At 38.4% G+C, this 20,212-nt stretch carries 18 protein-coding genes; 9 read left to right on the top strand and 9 right to left on the bottom strand.

The genetic code is table 11. The features are described from left to right. Nucleotides 1–173 precede the first annotated feature (173 nt). Complete coding sequence (locus KCTC52924_RS06825) at nucleotides 174–485, top strand: hypothetical protein (protein ID WP_251807310.1); 312 nt, start codon at nucleotides 174–176, stop codon at nucleotides 483–485. A gap of 181 nt (nucleotides 486–666) precedes the next feature. Continuing rightward, a complete protein-coding gene (locus KCTC52924_RS06830) occupies nucleotides 667–2,691 on the top strand; it encodes a S9 family peptidase (protein ID WP_251807309.1) in 2,025 nt (674 codons plus the stop codon). Between the two features lie 89 nt (nucleotides 2,692–2,780). Here KCTC52924_RS06830 and KCTC52924_RS06835 read toward each other — a convergent pair whose 3' ends face one another. The 3 genes from KCTC52924_RS06835 to KCTC52924_RS06845 all read right to left on the bottom strand — a co-directional run bounded on the left by KCTC52924_RS06835 (nucleotide 2,781) and on the right by KCTC52924_RS06845 (nucleotide 4,921). Continuing rightward, entirely contained in the window at nucleotides 2,781–3,563 is a 783-nt protein-coding gene (locus KCTC52924_RS06835) for a glycoside hydrolase family 16 protein (RefSeq protein WP_251807307.1), read from the bottom strand. Nucleotides 3,564–3,796: 233 nt separating this feature from the next. Continuing rightward, nucleotides 3,797–3,994, bottom strand: a complete 198-nt coding sequence (locus KCTC52924_RS06840) for a hypothetical protein (RefSeq protein WP_251807305.1) — start codon at nucleotides 3,992–3,994, stop codon at nucleotides 3,797–3,799. A gap of 108 nt (nucleotides 3,995–4,102) precedes the next feature. After that, on the bottom strand, nucleotides 4,103–4,921 hold the full coding sequence (locus tag KCTC52924_RS06845) for an FRG domain-containing protein (RefSeq protein ID WP_251807303.1): 819 nt from the start codon (nucleotides 4,919–4,921) through the stop codon (nucleotides 4,103–4,105). Between the two features lie 486 nt (nucleotides 4,922–5,407). Here KCTC52924_RS06845 and KCTC52924_RS06850 point away from each other — a divergent pair, with 486 nt between their 5' ends. The 3 genes from KCTC52924_RS06850 to KCTC52924_RS06860 are packed head-to-tail and all read left to right on the top strand — an operon-like array spanning nucleotide 5,408 to nucleotide 7,954. Continuing rightward, nucleotides 5,408–6,172 carry an ABC transporter permease gene (locus KCTC52924_RS06850; protein ID WP_251807301.1) on the top strand — a complete coding sequence of 255 codons (765 nt, stop codon included), beginning with the start codon at nucleotides 5,408–5,410 and terminating at the stop codon, nucleotides 6,170–6,172. A 5-nt stretch (nucleotides 6,173–6,177) separates the two neighbouring features. Next, the gene (locus KCTC52924_RS06855; protein WP_251807299.1) at nucleotides 6,178–6,960 is read left to right on the top strand and encodes an ABC transporter ATP-binding protein; all 783 of its coding nucleotides are present in this window, start codon (nucleotides 6,178–6,180) and stop codon (nucleotides 6,958–6,960) included. A 4-nt stretch (nucleotides 6,961–6,964) separates the two neighbouring features. Beyond that, a complete protein-coding gene (locus tag KCTC52924_RS06860) occupies nucleotides 6,965–7,954 on the top strand; it encodes an MlaD family protein (RefSeq protein ID WP_251807297.1) in 990 nt (329 codons plus the stop codon). Between the two features lie 94 nt (nucleotides 7,955–8,048). On the opposite strand, the gene KCTC52924_RS06865 is transcribed toward KCTC52924_RS06860, so the two are convergent. The 4 genes from KCTC52924_RS06865 to KCTC52924_RS06880 all read right to left on the bottom strand — a co-directional run bounded on the left by KCTC52924_RS06865 (nucleotide 8,049) and on the right by KCTC52924_RS06880 (nucleotide 12,269). Next, on the bottom strand, nucleotides 8,049–9,209 hold the full coding sequence (locus KCTC52924_RS06865) for an ABC transporter permease (RefSeq protein WP_251807295.1): 1,161 nt from the start codon (nucleotides 9,207–9,209) through the stop codon (nucleotides 8,049–8,051). A gap of 9 nt (nucleotides 9,210–9,218) precedes the next feature. Further along, entirely contained in the window at nucleotides 9,219–10,172 is a 954-nt protein-coding gene (locus tag KCTC52924_RS06870; protein WP_251807294.1) for an HlyD family secretion protein, read from the bottom strand. Between the two features lie 37 nt (nucleotides 10,173–10,209). Beyond that, nucleotides 10,210–11,580 (bottom strand): TolC family protein, encoded by a 1,371-nt coding sequence (locus KCTC52924_RS06875; protein ID WP_251807292.1) that lies wholly within the window; start codon nucleotides 11,578–11,580, stop codon nucleotides 10,210–10,212. Nucleotides 11,581–11,705: 125 nt separating this feature from the next. Next, nucleotides 11,706–12,269 carry a Crp/Fnr family transcriptional regulator gene (locus KCTC52924_RS06880; protein ID WP_251807290.1) on the bottom strand — a complete coding sequence of 188 codons (564 nt, stop codon included), beginning with the start codon at nucleotides 12,267–12,269 and terminating at the stop codon, nucleotides 11,706–11,708. 238 nt (nucleotides 12,270–12,507) lie between these two features. Here KCTC52924_RS06880 and pta point away from each other — a divergent pair, with 238 nt between their 5' ends. The 3 genes from pta (at nucleotide 12,508) to KCTC52924_RS06895 (ending at nucleotide 17,079) form a co-directional block, all read left to right on the top strand. After that, entirely contained in the window at nucleotides 12,508–14,601 is a 2,094-nt protein-coding gene (gene pta / locus KCTC52924_RS06885; RefSeq protein ID WP_251807288.1) for a phosphate acetyltransferase, read from the top strand. A gap of 64 nt (nucleotides 14,602–14,665) precedes the next feature. After that, nucleotides 14,666–15,868 carry an acetate/propionate family kinase gene (locus tag KCTC52924_RS06890; protein ID WP_251807286.1) on the top strand — a complete coding sequence of 401 codons (1,203 nt, stop codon included), beginning with the start codon at nucleotides 14,666–14,668 and terminating at the stop codon, nucleotides 15,866–15,868. A 377-nt stretch (nucleotides 15,869–16,245) separates the two neighbouring features. Then, nucleotides 16,246–17,079, top strand: a complete 834-nt coding sequence (locus KCTC52924_RS06895; protein WP_251807284.1) for an abortive infection family protein — start codon at nucleotides 16,246–16,248, stop codon at nucleotides 17,077–17,079. A gap of 468 nt (nucleotides 17,080–17,547) precedes the next feature. Here the strand turns inward: KCTC52924_RS06895 and KCTC52924_RS06900 are convergent, their stop codons facing one another. Continuing rightward, the gene (locus KCTC52924_RS06900; RefSeq protein WP_251807282.1) at nucleotides 17,548–18,111 is read right to left on the bottom strand and encodes a PIN domain-containing protein; all 564 of its coding nucleotides are present in this window, start codon (nucleotides 18,109–18,111) and stop codon (nucleotides 17,548–17,550) included. Then, on the bottom strand, nucleotides 18,101–18,556 hold the full coding sequence (locus tag KCTC52924_RS06905; RefSeq protein WP_251807280.1) for a helix-turn-helix domain-containing protein: 456 nt from the start codon (nucleotides 18,554–18,556) through the stop codon (nucleotides 18,101–18,103). Before KCTC52924_RS06905 ends, KCTC52924_RS06900 begins: the two co-directional genes overlap by 11 nt. 495 nt (nucleotides 18,557–19,051) lie before the next feature. On the opposite strand from KCTC52924_RS06905, the gene KCTC52924_RS06910 reads away from it, so the two are divergent. Then, nucleotides 19,052–20,176 carry a DUF6920 family protein gene (locus KCTC52924_RS06910; RefSeq protein ID WP_251807278.1) on the top strand — a complete coding sequence of 375 codons (1,125 nt, stop codon included), beginning with the start codon at nucleotides 19,052–19,054 and terminating at the stop codon, nucleotides 20,174–20,176. The last annotated feature ends 36 nt before the right edge of the window (nucleotides 20,177–20,212 follow it).

The raw sequence follows: 20,212 nt of genomic DNA on the forward strand, positions 1-20,212 counted from the left end.
TTGGGCAGTGGAGTTTTTTTGAAGTTTGTTCAAATGAGTGTATCCCAATTAGATATGAATTTACTTGGCCGTAAATTCTTCCACAATGATTACACCTAGAAATGTGCAGGTTACCTTGTTACGCTTTAGATAAATCCATAAATTAGAGGAATTAGAAACAGATAAAGTGTGTTATGGATATCGTTAAAACAATAGTGGAGTTCTTCAAGAAACCCGTACAGGAACGGGTTAACGAATCTCCTGCAAGAGTCTGTTCCCTATGCTGGGGTTACCAAGAATACGACGGAAAAATACGGCGAATATATAAGGACAGACAAGTGGAGGTTAACAACCATCGGGACTCATATATGCTTATCCAAAATTTTGTAAAGGAACATGTGGATGGTTATCAAATTAAGGATGGAGTAGTTCACGTGTGTCCGAATTGTAGTGAATTTGAAGAGGGGAAGGATAGGATTAAAAAGTTTGATCCTTTTGAGAAGTAGAAGTAGGGAATATCATTTTCATAAGAAAGAAATTTGATTCCTGTTTTTTTTGGAATAAGGAAAAGCTCTTAAATAACCAATAATAATAATTTGCAGTAATAAAATCATATCCATTTATCCAAAAAACAACATCAGTATGGGGCATTTTTCAATTAGAATTTTAGGGTTTATAATAGTGTTTTTGAACCTTTTTTTAGTTGAAAGTGTTGTAAACGCCCAAAATCCTGAGGAGTCTGTTTTTCATATAAACCGGGGTAAGACCCTCGATTGGATTTCTTATAAATCACATGATGATGCCCTACAACGGATAATCAGTAATGAGGCATTTTATCACCTGGAAAAGAGGAAAGAAGTCATTGATGGTTTAAGAACAAAATTAGATTGGCTATCGTATAGGGATAGCATAAAAATTATATTAAATTCTCCCCTTTCCAAATTTGCAAAAACGCCACTTAATCCGCAGCTTACTGGAGTTGTAGATCGCGAAGATTTTAGGGTTGAAAAAATTATTTTTGAATCCCATCCAGGATTTTATGTTACAGCCAGTTTATTTCTTCCAAACCAGAGACAGGACCCTGCTCCCGCTATTATTTATACTTCTGGACATACTAGCCTTGGCTTCAGAAGTGAAGGCTATCAACATGTTATTTTAAACCTGGTATCTAAAGGCTTTATTGTATTGGCGTATGATCCTATTGGGCAAGGAGAAAGACTGCAATACCATGATGCAAAATCAGGTAATTCCACGATAGGAGGTCCTACAAAGGAGCATTCTTATGCGGGTGCCCAAACCCTGTTATGGGGAGCCTCATTATCGGATTATTTTATATGGGATGGGATAAGGGCAGTGGATTACCTTTATACACGGCCTGAAGTTGATGTAACACGTATTGGAATCACGGGAAGATCTGGGGGAGGCACACAAACAGCTATGATCGCTGCTTGCGACGAGCGCATTTATGCAGCGGCTCCTGAAGCCTTTATTACAAATTATAAGAGGCTATTACAGTCTTCAGGAATTCAGGATGCAGAGCAGAATTTGTATCATGGTATCTCTAAAGGAATTGATCACCCTGATTTTTTACATGTCCGGATGCCCAAGCCCAGCCTGATCATCACTACAATTAATGATTTTTTCAGTATTCAAGGAGCACGTGAAACATTTTCCGAAGTAAAAAAATCATATACAGCACTTGGAAAAGAGGATAATATTCAGATGGTCGAAGACATGGGGAAGCATGAATCCACCAAATTAAACAGGATGGCCATGTATGGTTTTTTTCAAAATCATTTATCCCTGCCCGGTGATACTGATGATATTGAAATTGAGCCTTTCCCGGTTGAAGCCCTTTGGTCAACGCAAACCGGTCAAACTTCTTCTTCTTTAAGTGGGAAAACAGTTTTTAACTTAAACATGGAATATTTTGGAGGGAAAAGCACTCTAAAACCTTTGTTATCTGAACATCGTATTGAACTGTCGGGAATTAAACTCGACCGCAATTTATCAGCTGCTGTATTTACGGGAAAGATTGAAAGAAATGGAATTGAAGTTGAGAAGTATTTTCTGGAAAACACAAAAGGGGACTATGCTTTACCTGTGTATATGGCTACAAATGGGAATTCCAAAGCTGATAAAGTGCTATTGTGGCTGCATCCCAAGGGAAAGGAAATTATATTGGAGAGTAAATATATAAATGAAATTTTGGACCAGGGGTATACGGTTGTTTCTGCCGACCTTCCAGGGATGGGAGAACTGCATAACCCTGACTTTTCTGGAGATGGAATTATCCAACAAGTCCCATTTAATTATCTGTTCGGTGCTAACTTAGTAGGTAAAAGCATAGCAGGTATTCAGGCTGAATCCATAGATTTACTAGTCCAGTTCATTCATGGTGATCCCCCAAATAAAATGAGGAAGTTCCACGCCTTGATAGAAAACGCAACAAGTTCTAGCTTCCTGCATTATATAGCACTTAATAATCCTTTTGACAGATCGGTAGTATATAACCCATACGTATCGGATTCAGAATATATAACAAAGGAATATTACAATCCGGAGGAGGCTTTTATTAGTGTTCCGGGAAGCTTGCCGTATTACAATCTGCTCAACCTTGTGGAACTACATCCAAAAGATTCTTTAAAATTGATTAACAGCACTTTATCTGACCGAACAGTAGATGAACTAATAGACTTTTTAGCGAAATAAAGTTATATAACGTATTTAGGGCGATTTATTTGTAGCGGGTTTTATGTAAATTGGCGTATCGAATCAGGACTAGATGTTAAGATAATACGTTAATCGAATGGAATAATTTTCACCCAATCTATATACATATAATCGATATCAAAATCGCTCTTGGATATCCACCACGGAAACCAGATACCTACTGAAAACTCAGCGGCATGGTCTGGAATATGTTCATAGGATTGATGGATCAGTTTATTGTCATAATACCATTCTATCCTAGGTTGTTCCCCTTCAGATCCGGCATACCAGTCAAATCGGTAGAGGTGGAACTCGCCGTCGGTTTGATCGCCAATATAAATGTCGGCGGTGTTTTGATGTTCATCGGCAACTCCGCGCCAGTTAGACAAAAGCCCCCAATTTAAATCGGAATCTTCCGGTTTATAGGGATATTGGTTACGTCCGGGAAACTCAAAATCGATCTCGTGATTGTACTCCTCGTTTTCATAATAATAGGTCCAAAATGCAGATAAGGCTCCCGGTTGGGGACAAATTTTTGCCCTGACTTCATAACTTCCGGAAGCAAATTTTTTCTTCGTACTAATTGCACCGCCTACTTTAGTGTTTTGTCCATGCCCTTTAATATTCCCTGTATAGTGGTCTCCCAATCCCCGGATCACTAGATTCCCATCTTGGAGATACACATTTTCGGGAACAACCCCACCATGTGATTCCTTTGAGACATTTTCGCCCCACTTTGTGTTAAGGATATTCCATTTCTCGGTATCTAGCTCTGTGGCTTTAAAATCATCAAAAAAACCCTGGGCACCTAAAGGGAGGGGAAAATGGGCTTGTAAGAAGACCATACATAAAAGAAAAAATGGTTTGGACATTAAATGGTTTAATTCAACTCTTGTTGGTAATGTAAGACTTTTAAAATATAAACGAATAACATCTTAACCTTTAAAATTTACTGTCAAGGTCTTGGCGACCTACTATGGCCATTATAACGACCATATCATCAATTACTTAATAATAGAAACTGTCAACCCCGGAAACACTGCGCCTATAACCTTTGTGGATATGATCTACTGATGGAAAAAGAAATGGGTCTTTAGCTATTGTTTCAAATGTAATCCTTCTTGACATCTATATCCCTTACGGGAGTTTTACATGTATTCTGTTCTAGACTGGTAAAGAACACTTGATAATCTGTAGTTTTTTTTAATCGGAAGGTTTCGGACAAATCACCATGGGTAAAAGTACCGTCGAATATTCCCTCTTTCCCCACCTCTTTCTGAGCGTGGAAAAAGGAGGTTAGCAAAATAGTTATCAGGATTGTATAATGGTGTTTTTAATTACTTCAGATTTTAATCTCAAAAACGATAAGGATACCTATTAAAGTTGCAAATTCTTGTTACAGTTACAGTGCTTATGGGTTGATGTTGTTCTTATCGCTATACCACCTTTTCAACCATTTAGAAATACCTTCCAAACCGGGGTAAATGATCCTTTCCGTAATATTTGCTTGATCGAGTTTATCTCTTATTTCCCACTTTAATTCTGATGGAATAATTACCTTTTTTAAATATTTGGGATGATTTTTAAGCCACTCCAATGGACTGGAATCAGGATCTAGCATAAACGAAAAAAGTGCAAATTGGTTTATTATGCGATCGTCTAGCGAGGGTGGCTCAAAAAACACCATGGTATTTGTATTCCTACTCGAAAATTCATAAAGTTCCTCTAGGGAATTTCCTATGGTCTGTTTCAGTTCCATTGAGCTAAAATAGAAGATATCTTTACTCAAAATGGGTGTTTTTAGCTCCTCTGGCAGATGCTCTCTAAGTGCGACATAGTTTACCATCCATATGGCACCGTCCACATTATAAGTTCCCATGTCCTCTGTTAAAAAATGTAGTGCAACATTTGGGGAATGGGTCCAGTCTATAAGTCTTGTAGGAAGTCCGTGGTGTTGCCCCAAGGAAATCCAGTTCCAAAGGTTGTTATAATCATCGATCAAGGTATTTATAGGCGAGTACTTCTTAAAGTTTCTGATCATTGTACCTTCTACCTTAGAAGGCGTTCTTCCCAATCTTTGCAGACTTGTCTCTAATCCAAATTGGGCATTATAGACGCCCCTATACGCATACGGAGATCGAAACCTGTCGATTTTATCGTCTTTTTCCTTGAATAGAAATGCTTGTAGTTCTAACCAATTCTTAGGTTCAAATAACTCGAAATCTGCCATTTATCTGAATAATTTTAGTGTGATACAAAAACAGGGTACTATGTATGCCAACAACGCTGTAAACCTACGTTATCAGCACGGACCTTGTATGGGAGTAGTGCATACTAAATTACAACATTTTCTTTGCAAAAAACAGGTATTTCTTAATGTTGTAATTAGCAATCAGACCATATTTGGTCTTCCGACCAATCCCACATGCCTCCTGTTTGTTGCTTCTCATTACTAATATACAACCGAAATAGGAATGTTCTTAAGCTCATTTTCCAGTTTGTAATGGATTCTAGGTGGAAATTCTTTCCCGGAACTTTCGGGGAAGATATATTCCCTACTTTTTTTTTACTCTTTTTATTTCTAACTTGATATTTTGGATCCTACAGGATACCAATGGCAAAGTCATATGATTTTGGTCATTAGAGGCGCATTTTCTTTCCTTTATCTTTGAGAGAATATAGTAGTACTGATTTAGAAATGAATACGGTGTAATTCATGTTTAAAGGCGTTAAAGAATTTTTTATAGAGATCGGTGATCTCTCTTATTTTGCAGCCCGGTTTTTTAGGGAGGCCCTAAAGCCCCCTTTTGAATTTAAAGAGTTGTTGCGTCAATGTTATCAGATGGGGAACCGTTCCTTGTTCTTGGTAGGCATTACTGGTTTTATAATTGGCCTAGTGCTCACCTTGCAGACCAGACCTACTTTGATCCAGTTTGGTGCAGTTTCTTGGATGCCAAACATGGTAGGGATTTCTATAGTACGGGAAGTAGGCCCTGTTATTACCGCTTTAATCTGTGCAGGTAGAATTGCATCGGGGATAGGGGCAGAATTAGGATCTATGCGGGTTACGGAACAAATAGACGCCATGGAAGTCTCTGGCACCAATCCCTTTAAATATTTGGTGGTTACACGGATATTAGCCACTACCCTAATGTTGCCCCTTCTTGTGGTTTTTGGGGATGTATTGGCACTGTACGGGTCCGCCTTGTTGGAAAATATAAAAGGAGGAGTTTCTTTTCAACTTTATTTTAATACTGTTTTTAACGCTTTAAGCTTTTCCGATCTGGTACCGGCAACCATAAAATCCGTTTTTTTTGGATTTATCATTGGATTGGTGGGCTGCTATAAGGGCTATTACTGTAAAAAAGGAACGGCAGGCGTTGGGGTGGCAGCCAACACAGCAGTAGTCATGGCATCCTTGCTGTTGTTCTTTGTCGATTTTATTGCGGTAATTATTGCCGATATTTTTTATGAACTATAATTCATATGGAAAATCAAGATCAAATAAAACCTTCAGCATTAAAAAATGACTCTAGAAAAGCGGTCATAGAAATCCGGGATCTTCGCAAAAGTTTTGGGGATAACCATGTGTTGAACGGATTTAATATGACCTTGCGGGAAGGCGGTAATTTGGTAATCATGGGGAAATCTGGTTCCGGAAAATCCGTGATGATCAAATGTGTTGTAGGCTTGGTGAAGCCCGATAGCGGCATGGTAAAAATATTGGGTAAGGAAATAAATAATTTGGACCGTGGGGCAATGGATGAATTACGATCGGATATTGGATTTCTCTTTCAGGGAAGTGCACTCTACGATTCCATGACAGTCCGTGAAAATCTAGAATTCCCCATGCGTAGGCACAAAAAAAAGTTGGGGGTAATCAAGGATACGGAACCGTTGGTTTTGGAAGCTTTGGAAAATGTGGGTCTGGCCCATACTATGGACCTGATGCCCTCCGAACTATCTGGCGGTATGAAAAGAAGGGTCGCCTTGGCACGTACCCTGATCTTAAAACCAAAAGTAATCCTCTATGACGAACCTACCAGTGGCCTAGACCCTATAACTTCTAAAGAGATTATAGAACTAATGCATTCCATACAGAAGAAATACGGCACTTCTTCCCTGATTATTACTCATGATGTGGATTGTGCCCGGGTTATATCCGAGCGGATGATCCTTTTGGTAGATGGTATTAATTACGCCGAGGGCACCTATGCCGAACTATCACAATCCACTGACCCTAAGGTAGAAGCTTTTTTTAAAAAATAGAAAGATGGCAAAAACAAAATTGGAGAATTTAAAACTCGGAATATTCGTGGTCTTTGGTGCAGCTTTGTTGGTTGTAGCGGCCTATTTAATTGGAAATAAGCAGAATATGTTTGGAAAAACAATTCCGATAAGCGCTATTTTTAAAAATGCAAACGGAATTCAAACGGGGAACAATGTCCGTTTTTCTGGTATCAATGTGGGCACTGTAAAAAAAATAGAAATGATAAATGATACCACCATCCGGATACACATGATCGTTGAAGAAAAAATACAGAATCATATTAAGAAAGATGCTGTAGCAACTATTGGTTCCGACGGCCTTGTAGGTAGTATGCTCATCAACATTGTTCCGGGGGATGGAACGGCGACCCCAATAGCCCCAGGGGACGAGTTGCAGTCTTTAAGTAAGGTTGCCACCCAAGACATGCTCAACACACTTAGTCTGACCAATGAAAATGCCGCTTTGTTAACCGAAGACCTTTTAAAGGTATCCCGATCATTGACCCAAGGAAAAGGCACTTTTGGAAGGTTACTAAATGATACCTTAATGGCAGAAGATTTGTATCAGACCATTACCAATTTAAAACATACCAGCAGACAGGCCAATATAATGATTACCGAAATGAATTCGCTTGTACATCAGATCGACCTAGAGAACAGTACTGCCGGGATACTCTTAAAAGATTCTATTTCTGGGAATAGGATGCGAAGTATAATTGCCAATCTGGAAAATTCGAGTCTAGAGATTCAAAATATGTCCTTGAACTTAAATTCGGTGATCGGGGAGTTTAAACAAGGGAAAGGGGCCATTAATTATTTGGCATCGGATACGACTTTGGTACACCAATTGGAAACCACCATGGAGAATGTCACCAAAGGGGTCCAAAATTTTAATGAGGTAACCGAAGCCTTAAAGCACAATTTCTTGACCAGAAGGTATTTTAGAAAGTTGGAAAAGGAACAGCAAAAAGAGGTAAAGAAAGCAGAGGAGTAGGCAGGGGTAACCCTAACTTTGGTCTATATCAATACAACTAATTAAGGGCCTATTCTACTATAACCTATAGTTTAAACAGGAATAGACCCTTTCCTTAATCTTGTTTTTTTAATTTCCACCCAATTTTAGTCTGTAGGGCAATCAAGATGGCTACAAAACAGACAAGGGCGATCATAACTAGCCATTTTATTTCTGGCATAATAGCATCTATCCCGCCACCATAAACCGCTACTTTCCTAAATCCGCTTAAGAATTGGGTCAATGGAATGTATTGTGCTATATGGGCTATTGCATCTGGCATCGCCATGGTAGGCCAAGTAAATCCACTTAACACAAAAGCCGGAGTGGAAATTACCATTAACAGCTCGGTTGCTTTTAGTTGGTTGGGGATCATCACGGAAAATAACATCCCGATCATCATAGAAGCTATACTTAGTAAGGCTACCAATATGAACATAGCAGGATTATAAATATCGGCATCTATATTAAAGAAAGGGATAAACCGACTAACAATAAGCCACATCACCGGTATAAATAATAGGAATGGAACCGATTTTAGCGCTACATGGTAAATGGACCAGCGGTTTACGTCTATTAGTTTGGAAAAATATCCGTCTTCAAAATCCCTGGCAAAGACTAGGGCCATAGCCAAGAAAATAACCTGTTGCATTATACCGCCCAATAGCCCAGGGAGCATAAAACTTACGTAGTTGCCTGTGGAATTGTAAAGCTTATTAAAATTGATTTTAAACGGCTCATAGGATTTGGCAGCAACATCAGGGGCAAGTCCCTGCCGCTGTAGGCCCGATATTTCGATTCCCGCATTTAAGGTCATAAGTACGGATTGGATGTTTACACTGGCGGTATTAGCGTTCAGGATATTCCCCATATTTAGGTCGACCCTAATTTCGGGATACCGTTTTTGAAGCAGGTCCGCTTCAAAATTAGACGGGATGGTAATGACTGCCGCATAGCCCATATAAGGCATCTCTTGGGCAATATTTCCAGCAATGGGCCTAATGTCACTTATCAATAAGACTTCATTATCGTCAAAGGCATCTATCACCATGTCTGAAGCAGGACTGCTGTCCTGATCGATGATCACAATGGGGAGGTCCAATACTTTTGCTTGCTGATAAACAAAGCCAAACATAAGTCCATACAAAATGGGCGCCCCAAAAAATATAGCCACCACCACATCGTTGGAAAATATGCGGCGGAACTCCTCTTTTACCAAATGGATAAATTGCTTCATAGATAGGGCTTATTTAAGAAGTACGGTTGCGTTGATAAAGAACTGCTGCTTTTGCGATGTATCTTCAGGAATCAATTTTAGCTCGTAAATAGCCTCGTCTAGTTTGTATAAAGGAGAGGTACTGGTAATGTCTGCGTACCTAGGCAATTGTTTTATAGCTGTAATTTTAGACGGACTCTCTTCCTTGGTATACGGATTTAATACGGTAAGGGTTTGCCCAATCTTATAGTCATAAATTTTAGATTCGCTAACCGTAAACCTATAGTATACGGTATTGGTCTGGTACCCATTAAACAAGGTATATCCCGGGCTGGCCAGTTCTCCTTGGTTCAGGGTAATGGTTTCTATAGACATATCGGTAGGTGCGATGATGTATTTTTCATCGGCAGCTATCAGCACTTCGTTTTTGGCGCCTTGGGCCCTATCCAATTGTCCCTTGGCCTGTGCCAAAAGTTCTTGGCGTGTCCCTATCTTAACTTCTTGTTGCTTGGCTTCCATGGCACTGAGCTGTGCCCTTGCCATATCTACCTTCATTTGTGTTTCCTCAAACATTTGGGCGGTGACCAATGAATCCTTGTACATGGCAGTTATCCGTTTTAGGGATTCCACCGCAAATTTTAATTGCGCCTTACTGGCCTGTACCTGACTCTTTATCTGTTCTAATTGTTCTGTAGTAGCTCCGTTATGGGCCATGTTTAATTGTCCTTGGGCGGCCAGCAATGCACCATCTGCTTGAAAAAGCTTTGCACCTATTTCGGGTACATCTATCAGTGCCAAGGTGTCTCCCTGCTTTACATTCTGTCCCTCGGTAACATATACTTCAGCTATACGTCCTGCAAGCTTACTGCTGACAGAGATGGTCTCAAACTTAACTTTTCCCCTCAGGTCGGTAATTTCGTTGTTACGGTTGCAGCCGAATAAAAATACGGTGGCAAAACATCCTATTAATATTGATTTATACATGAACATTATTTTTATTTTGATAAAATTTTCGGTGATATTAAAAGGTTAGCAGTCCTTTGGCGTACAATAATTCAATGCCGGCCTTCCGTTGGTTATAATACGATTTCTGTAGATCAAATTTTGCTTTTTCTACTTCTGTAAGGGCATCCAAGACTTCACTGACCGTAGTCAGTCCGTTTTTGTATTGTTTGTTGGTCAGTTCATAGTTAGATTCGGCCAAATCTACCTCCAGTTGGGTCATTAGACTGGTTTCCTTGGCAGATTGTAATGATAGTTGGGCCATTGTTATGCCTAACTGTATCAATTCCTCCGTCTCATTGATCTGTTCTCTATATTTCAGCCCTTCAATCTTGGTTTGGTCACTTTTTAATTTAGAGACAAACCCATCAAAAATATTCCACTTAGTCCCAACCCCTACATACCATTTTGGCTCTAAAAGGGAAAGGTCGTCCTCTATAAATTCATAATGTCCTTTTAGGGCTATCTTGGGAATAAAATTATTCCGTTCCATTTTAGATTTAAAGGAAGTAGCCAGTTCCGCCTCCTCCAAGGCATTAATCTCATTGCGTTTTTTGCTTTCCATTGTTTCGTCTATAGCAAATGGCAATAAATCTGGACGAAGATTGTCCAGAAACTCTGGTGCCGCACCTGTGTATTGTTGTAATACGGCAATCACTAGTTTTTGTTGATTCTGAGCTTCCAATTTTTTTGTCGCTAATTTTTGTTTTGCCAGGCTTAATTTTTGTCGGTCAATAGGAGTTGCCAAGCCATTATTTATGGCTGAGGAAACAAATTTATCCTGCTTTTCCAAGTACTGGGTCATGCTTTTTATCACCTCTTCCGATTTTATGGCCAAGCCCAATTTGTCATATAGATCTATAGTTTTGAGGACAACTTGGTCTTCTTCTAACTTATTGGCGATTTCCAAGGATTTATGCTTGTGCTTGCTTGCCTTAATTGCGTTGCTCACCTGAAAACCGCTAAAGAGTGTCCAGTCTACGTCTACAGCAGATTTTAAGATATTCTTCTTCTGTAGTGGTGGTATATCCGTCAGAGGGATTCCCGCTGGGAAGGGAGCGTTAAAGGGAACTCCAATGGCTTCTTTAATAAGTAACTTTTGAGTGCCTACCAAAAGATTTTGAGTATCGTCATCAAATACAATATCATCGTTAAGCCGGGTATAGCTCCCACTTAAATAGATTTTAGGGAGCAAGGTGTTCCTAGCAGTCTTAGTTTCTATACTAGCCTGTTCCATATTTAAATGGTTAATTTTAATGGAACTGTTCTTGGCTTTAGCCTCTGTAATCAATAGCTGTAATTCTTCACTAAGGTGTTGAGCGTATAGACCGCTTCCCAAGCTAGAGGTAAAAACAAATAGTAGGATCAGTAAACGTATTGCCTTGTTCATAAAAGTGTGTGGTTTATAAATAACTGAACAAAAATAAGAAGTTTTAAAAGGGCTTCCTTTGATATAGGTCAAATAAGCCTGCTAACATTGCCAATTTTGGGCTTAGAAGACCTTGGGAACCGTGATTAGTTTTTTGCCCGTATCCTACTTAAGGTTTCTTGGGTTATACCAAGATAGGACGCAATGTGTCCCAATGGCACGCGGAAGTAGAGGTCTGGGTACTCATTAATCATGAAATGGTATCGTTCCTTGGCAGTTTGAAACTGGATAGCATTTAACTTGCCCATCATATCCCCTAACAATTTTATCACCAATTTCCTTCCGAAGCGTTCCATCGAGGGAAACTTTTGGAATAATTGATCCAAATCATCCTTTGAAATGGAATATAAAAGGCTGTCCTCCAGAAGTTCCAGATGGTATGCGCTATTTTTTTGTTGAAAAAAACTCTCTAAACTGGTCATAAAATTTCCTTCGTTAAAGAACCATGCGGTAATATCCTTGCCCTCGGCATTGGTATAGTAACTGCGAGCCACTCCTTTTTCCATATAGTAAAGCGTATTACACACCACTCCGGCCTTGGCCAGTAGCGTGTTTTTGTTTAGGACTTTCTTAGTAAAGCTTGATAGGATTTGGTCTAAGTCTTCCTCAGGAAAATCTACTATGGAAAGTAAATGGTCTTTTAATTTCATTTGGTAGCTTTTAAAAGAGAAATGTAGCAAAATTTTTTCTAAAATCCCTGTAAGTAAAGGGTACCTATAATAGATTTTTGTGATTCTGCAAGGTATTAGATGACATATCTCATAGTACATATTTATGGTGGGGCTTATTTTTGCGAACGATTGTGGATACCTCAGGAGTAATGAAATAGATACTACTTTAGTATACCCTTCAATCTTGTAACTTTATTGATCAATAAATGTTGAATACATGAGCAAAGCCGTTTACATTGCTACTACCGGTCCAGATAGTGGCAAATCTATAATTTCCTTGGGCCTAATGCAGATGTTACTGGGGAAAACCGCCAAGGTGGGTTATTTTAGACCGATAATAGACGATTTTAAATCGGGCGATATGGACAATCATATTAACACTATGATAAGTCATTTCGATTTAAATTTAAGTTTTAACGAGTGCTACGGCTATACCCGAAGCGAGGTAATCCTTAAAAAAAATCAAGATAAGGACGAGGAAATTATAAGCACCATCATTTCTAAATTTAAGGCGATGGAGGAGCGATTCGATTTTGTTTTGGTAGAGGGCACTAGCTATACTAGGGAAGGAGCGATAATAGAATGGGACATTAATGTTCTTATCGCTAAAAATCTTGGAATTCCGGCCATTATTATCAGTAGTGGGGTCGGAAAAACTTTGGAAGAGTTTGTAGGTACTATGCATATGGCCTATCATTCTTTTAAGGATAAGGGGGTAGAGGTGCTTTCCATTATCGCAAACAAAGTGCAGCCAGAGAATGTTGACTTGGCCATTAACGGATTAAAAAGAGACCTTCCGTCCCATGTGCTAATCCATGCTATTCCCTTAAACCCTATTTTGGCAAATCCCTCTATAAAAGAAATAGTGGAAACCTTGGATGGCAAGATATTGTTTGGCGAAAACTTCATCAATAATCAAGCAGGCGCTTTTAGCGTAGGGGCCATGCAATTACGGAACTACCTAACTTTTTTAAAAGAAGATAGTTTGGTGATTACCCCGGGAGATAGAGCAGATATCATTTTGGGGGCTTTACAGGCCAATGTATCGGCCAACTACCCTTCCATTTCCGGGATTGTACTTACCGGGGGTGTAATTCCTGAAGATTCTATTATTAAACTGATAGAAGGCCTTACAGATGTGGTTCCCATTATCTCCGTTAAGGGAGGTACTTTTACGATTACCAATCAGATCGGGGCTATAAAATCCCAGATTTACGCTGAAAACAAGCAAAAAATAACGACTTCTATCCAGGATTTCGAAAAATATGTGAATGTAGAAACCTTGGCCGAGCGATTGATCACTTTCCAAGCCAACGGGATTACTCCAAGAATGTTTCAGCACCAGTTGTTGAAAAAAGCGCAGTTGGAAAAGAAACATATAGTATTACCTGAAGGTACCGATGAACGTATCCTGCGGGCTGCGAGCAAATTGTTGGCTACCAATGCGGTACAGATTACTATTTTGGGGAATCTAGAACAAATTCAAGATAAAATTTTAAAATTAGATATCGACCTAGATTTGGAAAAATTGGCGGTTATAGATCCTAAATTTTCCCCCATGTTCGAGGATTATGCAGAGACCTTGTACGAATTGCGAAAACATAAAAATGTAAATCTTGCCATGGCAAGGGATTTTATGGAGGATGTGTCCTATTTTGGCACCATGATGGTCCATAAGGGCGATGCGGACGGGATGGTTTCCGGAGCAGTTCATACCACCCAGCACACCATTTTACCGGCACTACAGTTTATTAAGACCGCTCCTGGTGTTTCTGTGGTTTCTTCCATATTCTTTATGTGCTTGGAGGATAGGGTGACTATTTTCGGCGATTGTGCTATTAACCCCAACCCTACTGCAGAACAATTGGCAGAAATCGCCATTTCTTCCGCTAGCAGTAGTCTCTCTTTTGGGATAGAACCCAGGATTGCCATGCTTTCCTATTCTTCGGGAAGCTCTGGTCAGGGCGAGGATGTAGTCAGGGTAAGGGAAGCTACGGAAATTGTAAAACGACTTAGGCCCGACCTAATGGTGGAGGGGCCAATACAATACGATGCCGCGGTGGATATTGAAGTGGCTAAAAGTAAATTGCCAGACTCCCAAGTAGCCGGAAAGGCAAGTGTCTTTATTTTCCCCGACCTTAATACCGGGAACAATACCTATAAGGCCGTACAGCGGGAAACGGGTGCGTTGGCCATTGGACCTATGTTACAGGGACTTAATAAACCAGTGAACGACCTTAGTAGGGGCTGTACCGTAAACGATATTTTTAATACGGTCATTATTACTGCCATACAGGCCCAAGGATTATAATAGGGGTTAAATGAGGCTTGCCAACCTAGAAATTACAAATAGAATTAAAGTAATACACATATAAATGAAAGTACTGATCATTAACTCTGGAAGCTCCTCTATAAAATACCAATTAATGCTTATGCCCACTGCACAGGTTATCTGTCAGGGCATTGTAGAGCGGATCGGGTCGCAGGAAGCCGTTTTTGTTTATAAAACGGACAATGACGAGATAACTAAAATAATGCCAGTGATGAATCACAAGGAGGGACTGGAAAAAATTGCTAAGCTACTTGTAGATCCTAAAATTGGGGTAATAAAAAATGCAGGGGAAATAGATGCGGTAGGCCATAGGGTAGTCCATGGCGGAAATAGCTTTTCTAAACCCACAATTATCAATCAAACGGTTAAAGATAAGATCAAGGAACTCGCTGCCCTAGCCCCATTGCACAATCCACACAATCTAGAAGGGATTGTCTTGGCAGAGAAATTTTTTAAGAATGCCAAGCAAATTGTAGTATTTGACACCTCCTTTCACCATACCATCCCCACCAAGGCTAGTAAGTATGCCATACCCAACAAATTTTTTGATGAACATGGAATTCAGGTGTACGGATTTCATGGTATCAGTCATAAATATGTTTCGGAAAAGGCCATTGCCTACCTCCATAAGAAAGAATCGAAAATTATCAGTATTCATTTGGGCAATGGATGCAGTATGACCGCTGTCCATAACGGGAAAAGTGTAGATCACAGTTTGGGTTTTACACCTTCTAATGGGCTAATTATGGGGACCCGAAGTGGCGATGTGGACCATGCTATTATTTTTTATCTGGTAGACACTCTAGGGTATAAACTGGATGAGGTGAAAACCCTGCTTACCAGAGAAAGTGGGATGATGGGACTAACCGGGTATGGAGATCTTAGAGATATACAGGAAGAAGCGGAAAAAGGAGATAAAAATTGTTTGTTGGCCCTGGAAATGAATGCCTATCGCATCAAAAAATATATAGGAGCGTATGCTGCTGCAATGAACGGGCTGGATGCTGTATTGTTTACTGCCGGGATAGGTGAAAATTCTAACAAATTGAGAGACCTGGTTTGCACGAATATGGAATTTCTTGGGCTGGAACTAGATGCTGAGCTAAATGACCTCCGCAACCCAGAAATCAGAGAGATAAATACCCCTACTTCCCCAGTCAAGATTCTAGTAGTGCCCACCAATGAAGAATTGGAAATAGCCAAGGAAGCCTATAAAATATTGACTTTTTCCCTTAAGGAACACTAGCAACCTCTTTCGGAAAGCACCTTCTATAATGTGATTAATTACAATGCTAGGGGGCATGTATTGGCATATTAAATGCATTTCCTCGGCTTTTAAGCCGGTTATGCAAGGGGCCTTATCGTAAAGGGTGTCATCCGCATTCTGAAAGCCATAAACTTAAATGGCTTTCATTCCTTATCTTTTTTTTGGTTATTGGCTAATTGGAAAGGGATTTTCATGATTATTATCTTTCTCGGAAATGTGCTCCCTTTTTTGAAGAGTGCTCATTTTCAGATTTTTGGACAATATTTAATGTAAGTAAAAGCTTATATTCGTGTCTGTCAAAATAGAAATATAGGTATTGGTACTTATGTTTATGTTGTGCATAATTTAAAAAAAGAATGGCAGAACTAAGTTTTCAAGACAAAAGATATTTAGAAAGGATGTTTGAAATGGAAGGTGGATATGTCTTGGACTTTAGCAATCGTACTTTTCATAATTTCATTTATGATTCTATTAAGTTTAATATCGAAGAAGAAAAGTACTATGCCAACGGAGAATCAAAAGCGAGAAGATTGAGAGTATTCTGGGATACAGAATCAAACTATAATGTTGGACTACTTATTGAGAAATTATTGGAATATTGGCTCATACAGGTTAATATGGGTGAGCGCAAAATAGATGACCATTTAGAAAGATTTCATAAAGAGTGTGAAAAGATATCTGAAAGGCTAAAATCTGACACGATTGTTAGTGAAATCGAAGTGATTAAGGAAGTTGAAGATGATAGAGATTTTAGCTTGCTTGCTAAATCTATTCGTGAAAGCATTAATAAAAATGAACCAGAAGTTGCCTTAGATAGATTACATACTTATGTGATGAAGTTTATTAGACAGCTTTGTGAAAATCACCAGATTGAGGTTAATAAAGATGAATCATTAAATTCAATATTTGGTAAATACGTTAAATTTATTGTGGCTAACGACAAAATTGAATCTGTAATGACTGAGCGAATTTTAAAATATTCCATTCACGTTATTGAGGCTTTCAACGATATAAGAAACAATAGAAGTTTTGCACACGATAATGCCATTTTAAATTACCCCGAAAGTGTTCTAATTTTCAACAATGTAACAAACTCGATAAAATTTATCGAATCAATTGAGAAAACAATTGAAATAGAAAACACAAAAGAAGAAACGGAATCGGCAGATTGGGAAGATTTGCCATTTTAAACAGATCAAAGAGCCTATGTAATAGAGTAGAATTAGTAACCAGTTATCTATTTGACCTCAGTCAACTTCTGTTCTTCGCGTTAGCAATAATGTTTATTGAATTGATGAAATCTGTAATTATGGAAAATTGAAAATGATTATTCGTGAAGCGACCCTCGTGTGAAGAATGGAGCCTTTGCTTTGGAATATTAGTAGCTGATGAAACCTAGACTTTTTTAGGACAGAGGGTTTTGGGGGTACGAGTCCCCCGCTTCATACCACTTAAAGACTATGCACAACAAAACGTAATACGGACTTTAGGACTAAATAAAAAGGTCTGAGTATATTTATAAAGTCGCCAAATCTTTTGGATTTGGCTTTTAAAATGAAAAAAATAAAAACAAAATGCTCTGGCTAACAGGCCAGACGGAAACGAAAAGTTTCCTTGTCTGCCTACTTGCCATGGCCTAACCGTTGTCATTAATTTACTTAAAGTTGGGAATGCAAGAAGTCTGCTGTTTCTTTTAATCCTCTATTTCTGAGTATATCTAAGACTTCAAACTCATCTAAATCAGGATTCCGTCGATATAACACCATTTCTTTAAACGCTTTTATAGCTTCTTCAGGATTTAAGTCAATTATGTCAGTTAAGAAGTCATCTGCGGTCTTAGCTGAAAGTCCAAAAGATGATAAATACTCTTTCGGAAAATCTTTAATATTATTTGTGACAATTACGTTAGCATTTGTCTTAATTGCTGCTGCCAGCACATGACAATCATTTGGGTCAGGTAATTCCAAACCAGAAATCAACCCTGAATAATTAGGTACAAAAGCATCTGGAAATGCCAAATTTGCTCTTGTCATACGTTTTGAAATTTCTTCTTCTGAAACTCCTTTTCTTTTCATTACATCGGCCCATTCATCAAATATATGTTCACTCCATTTAGGCGTATATAAATCATAGTGAGCAAACCAAAAAAGTAAATCCCTTATTTCAATCGGATAAATAACATTTGTATCTAAAACACAAATAAAGCGAACACTATGTATCATATAATCCGATTTCTTCGTCAGATTGCATAATTTCTATAATATGCTTTTTCTGAGCTTCTTTCATTTTCCTTTTATAATTCATTACATCCTCAAACTTCACTCTACGGTGTTTTCCAACCTTTGTAAAATCTATTTCTCCTTCCTCTAGTAGCTTAACAAAATGAGGTCTGGAACAACCTAAAATTTCAGCTGCCTTTTGAGTTGTAACTTCTGTAGCTATGGGAACCAAAGAAAATGGTTTCCCTTTACTCATCGCTTCTAGAATCTCCCCTAAAAGTTTCAATGCGCTTATTGGAATTTTAATTCTCTCCTGGGTCTCATCTATCTCAATTTCTGGATTATTGGACTTTAATTCCTTAATTATGGAAGAAAGAGCATCATAAGATTGAATTGCAACCTTTTGCTCCTCTTTTGAGGCTTTATTAACGTTATTGTAAGTTTCCATTTGGTTTATTAGTTTTCTACTTTACAATATTAAACGAAATAAACGAAACAAGCTTACATTCAAAATGTTAAATTTTAAAAACTAATGCCAATAACTAAGAAGCATTCGGTTGGCCGATACTGCCTTTTCAGTAGGTATTAGAGAAAGCCCAACAAGAGCTTTCCGAGTCTTCGGAATTGACTAAACCAACTCTAGCTTTCCTCTGGGAGGTATTGCTTTTCTAAGGCATTGCCACGACTTTTAAGCCGGTTATGCACGGGGCCTTATCGTAAATGGCTTTCATCCCCTTATCCTTTCTTTTGGTGATTGGCTAATTGGATATGGATTTTCATGGTTATTATCTTTCTCGGAAATGTGCTCCCTTTTTTGGGGATGCTCATTTTCAGCTTTTTGGACAATATTTAATGTAACTAAAAGCTTATATTCGTGTCTGGCATAATAGAAATATAGTAACAAGTTACCATACACGTACTTTGGCCACAAGCAGATAAAATAATGCGAATAGCTTTAACTATATTGATTGGAATACACGGAATTATCCATTTATTCGGATTTTTCAAAGCATTCGGCATATCTGAATTTAACGCGATTTCCCAACCGATTTCCAAAACTTACGGAATATTTTGGTTCTTGGCATTTCTACTTTTTGCTATTACAATCATTTTAATACTTATTCATTCGGACTATTGGTGGTTCAGTGGTTTTTTGGCTGTGATTATTTCACAGGTGTTGATTTTTAATTATTGGTCTGACTCAAAATTTGGTACAGTAGCAAACATAATTATTCTATTGGCGTCCATTATTGGATATTCAAGTTTCAACTTTAAGCATAAAATCAAAGGAGAAAGAATAAGTCTGTTTGAAAATTCGCATCTCAAAAACCAAGAGATTGTTACCGAAAAAGCATTGCTTGATTTACCACCAGTTGTTAAAAAATGGTTGGCTAATAGCGGAATAATTGGTGAGAATTTGATTTCTAATGTGCATTTAGTTCAAGAACTACAGCTTAAATTGAAACCCGAACAAGCAAGTTGGAACAATGGTACGGCAGAACAATATTTTACTATTCAACCGCCAGCGTTCAATTGGAATATTAATACTGAAATGAATTCAATATTGAGTGTAGTAGGTAGAGACAAATTTGAAGATGGCAAAGGTGAAATGATAATTAAACTTCTTTCACTTATTCCAGTTGCGAATGCAAAAAATGACGAAAAGGTAAATCAGGCAACTTTGCAACGATATTTGGCTGAAATCGTGTGGTTTCCTTCTGCATCTTTGAGTCAATACATAGAATGGGAGACTATAGACGACTATTCTGCCAGAGCAATAATGGAATATAAAGGAACTAAAGGTTCAGGCGATTTTCATTTTGATAAAGACGGGAATTTTGAAAAATTCGTAGCAATGCGTTATAAAGATTCAAATGCAATAAAACCTACTGAATGGACTGTGATTGCAACAAGAACAGAAGAACGAAATGGAATAAAAATACCTATTGAGTGCGAAGCAAGTTGGGAATTGGAGAATGGTAAGTGGACTTGGTTAAAATTAAAAATAACAGACATTCAATACAACGTAAAAGTAATGCCAGTGGCGAACACTATATATAAAAAATAGGTAAAAAAGTAATGAAATCAAGGGTTTTAGCTCGTA

The sequence above is a fragment of the Arenibacter antarcticus genome, assembly GCF_041320605.1.
Taxonomy (GTDB): Bacteria; Bacteroidota; Bacteroidia; order Flavobacteriales; family Flavobacteriaceae; genus Arenibacter; species Arenibacter antarcticus.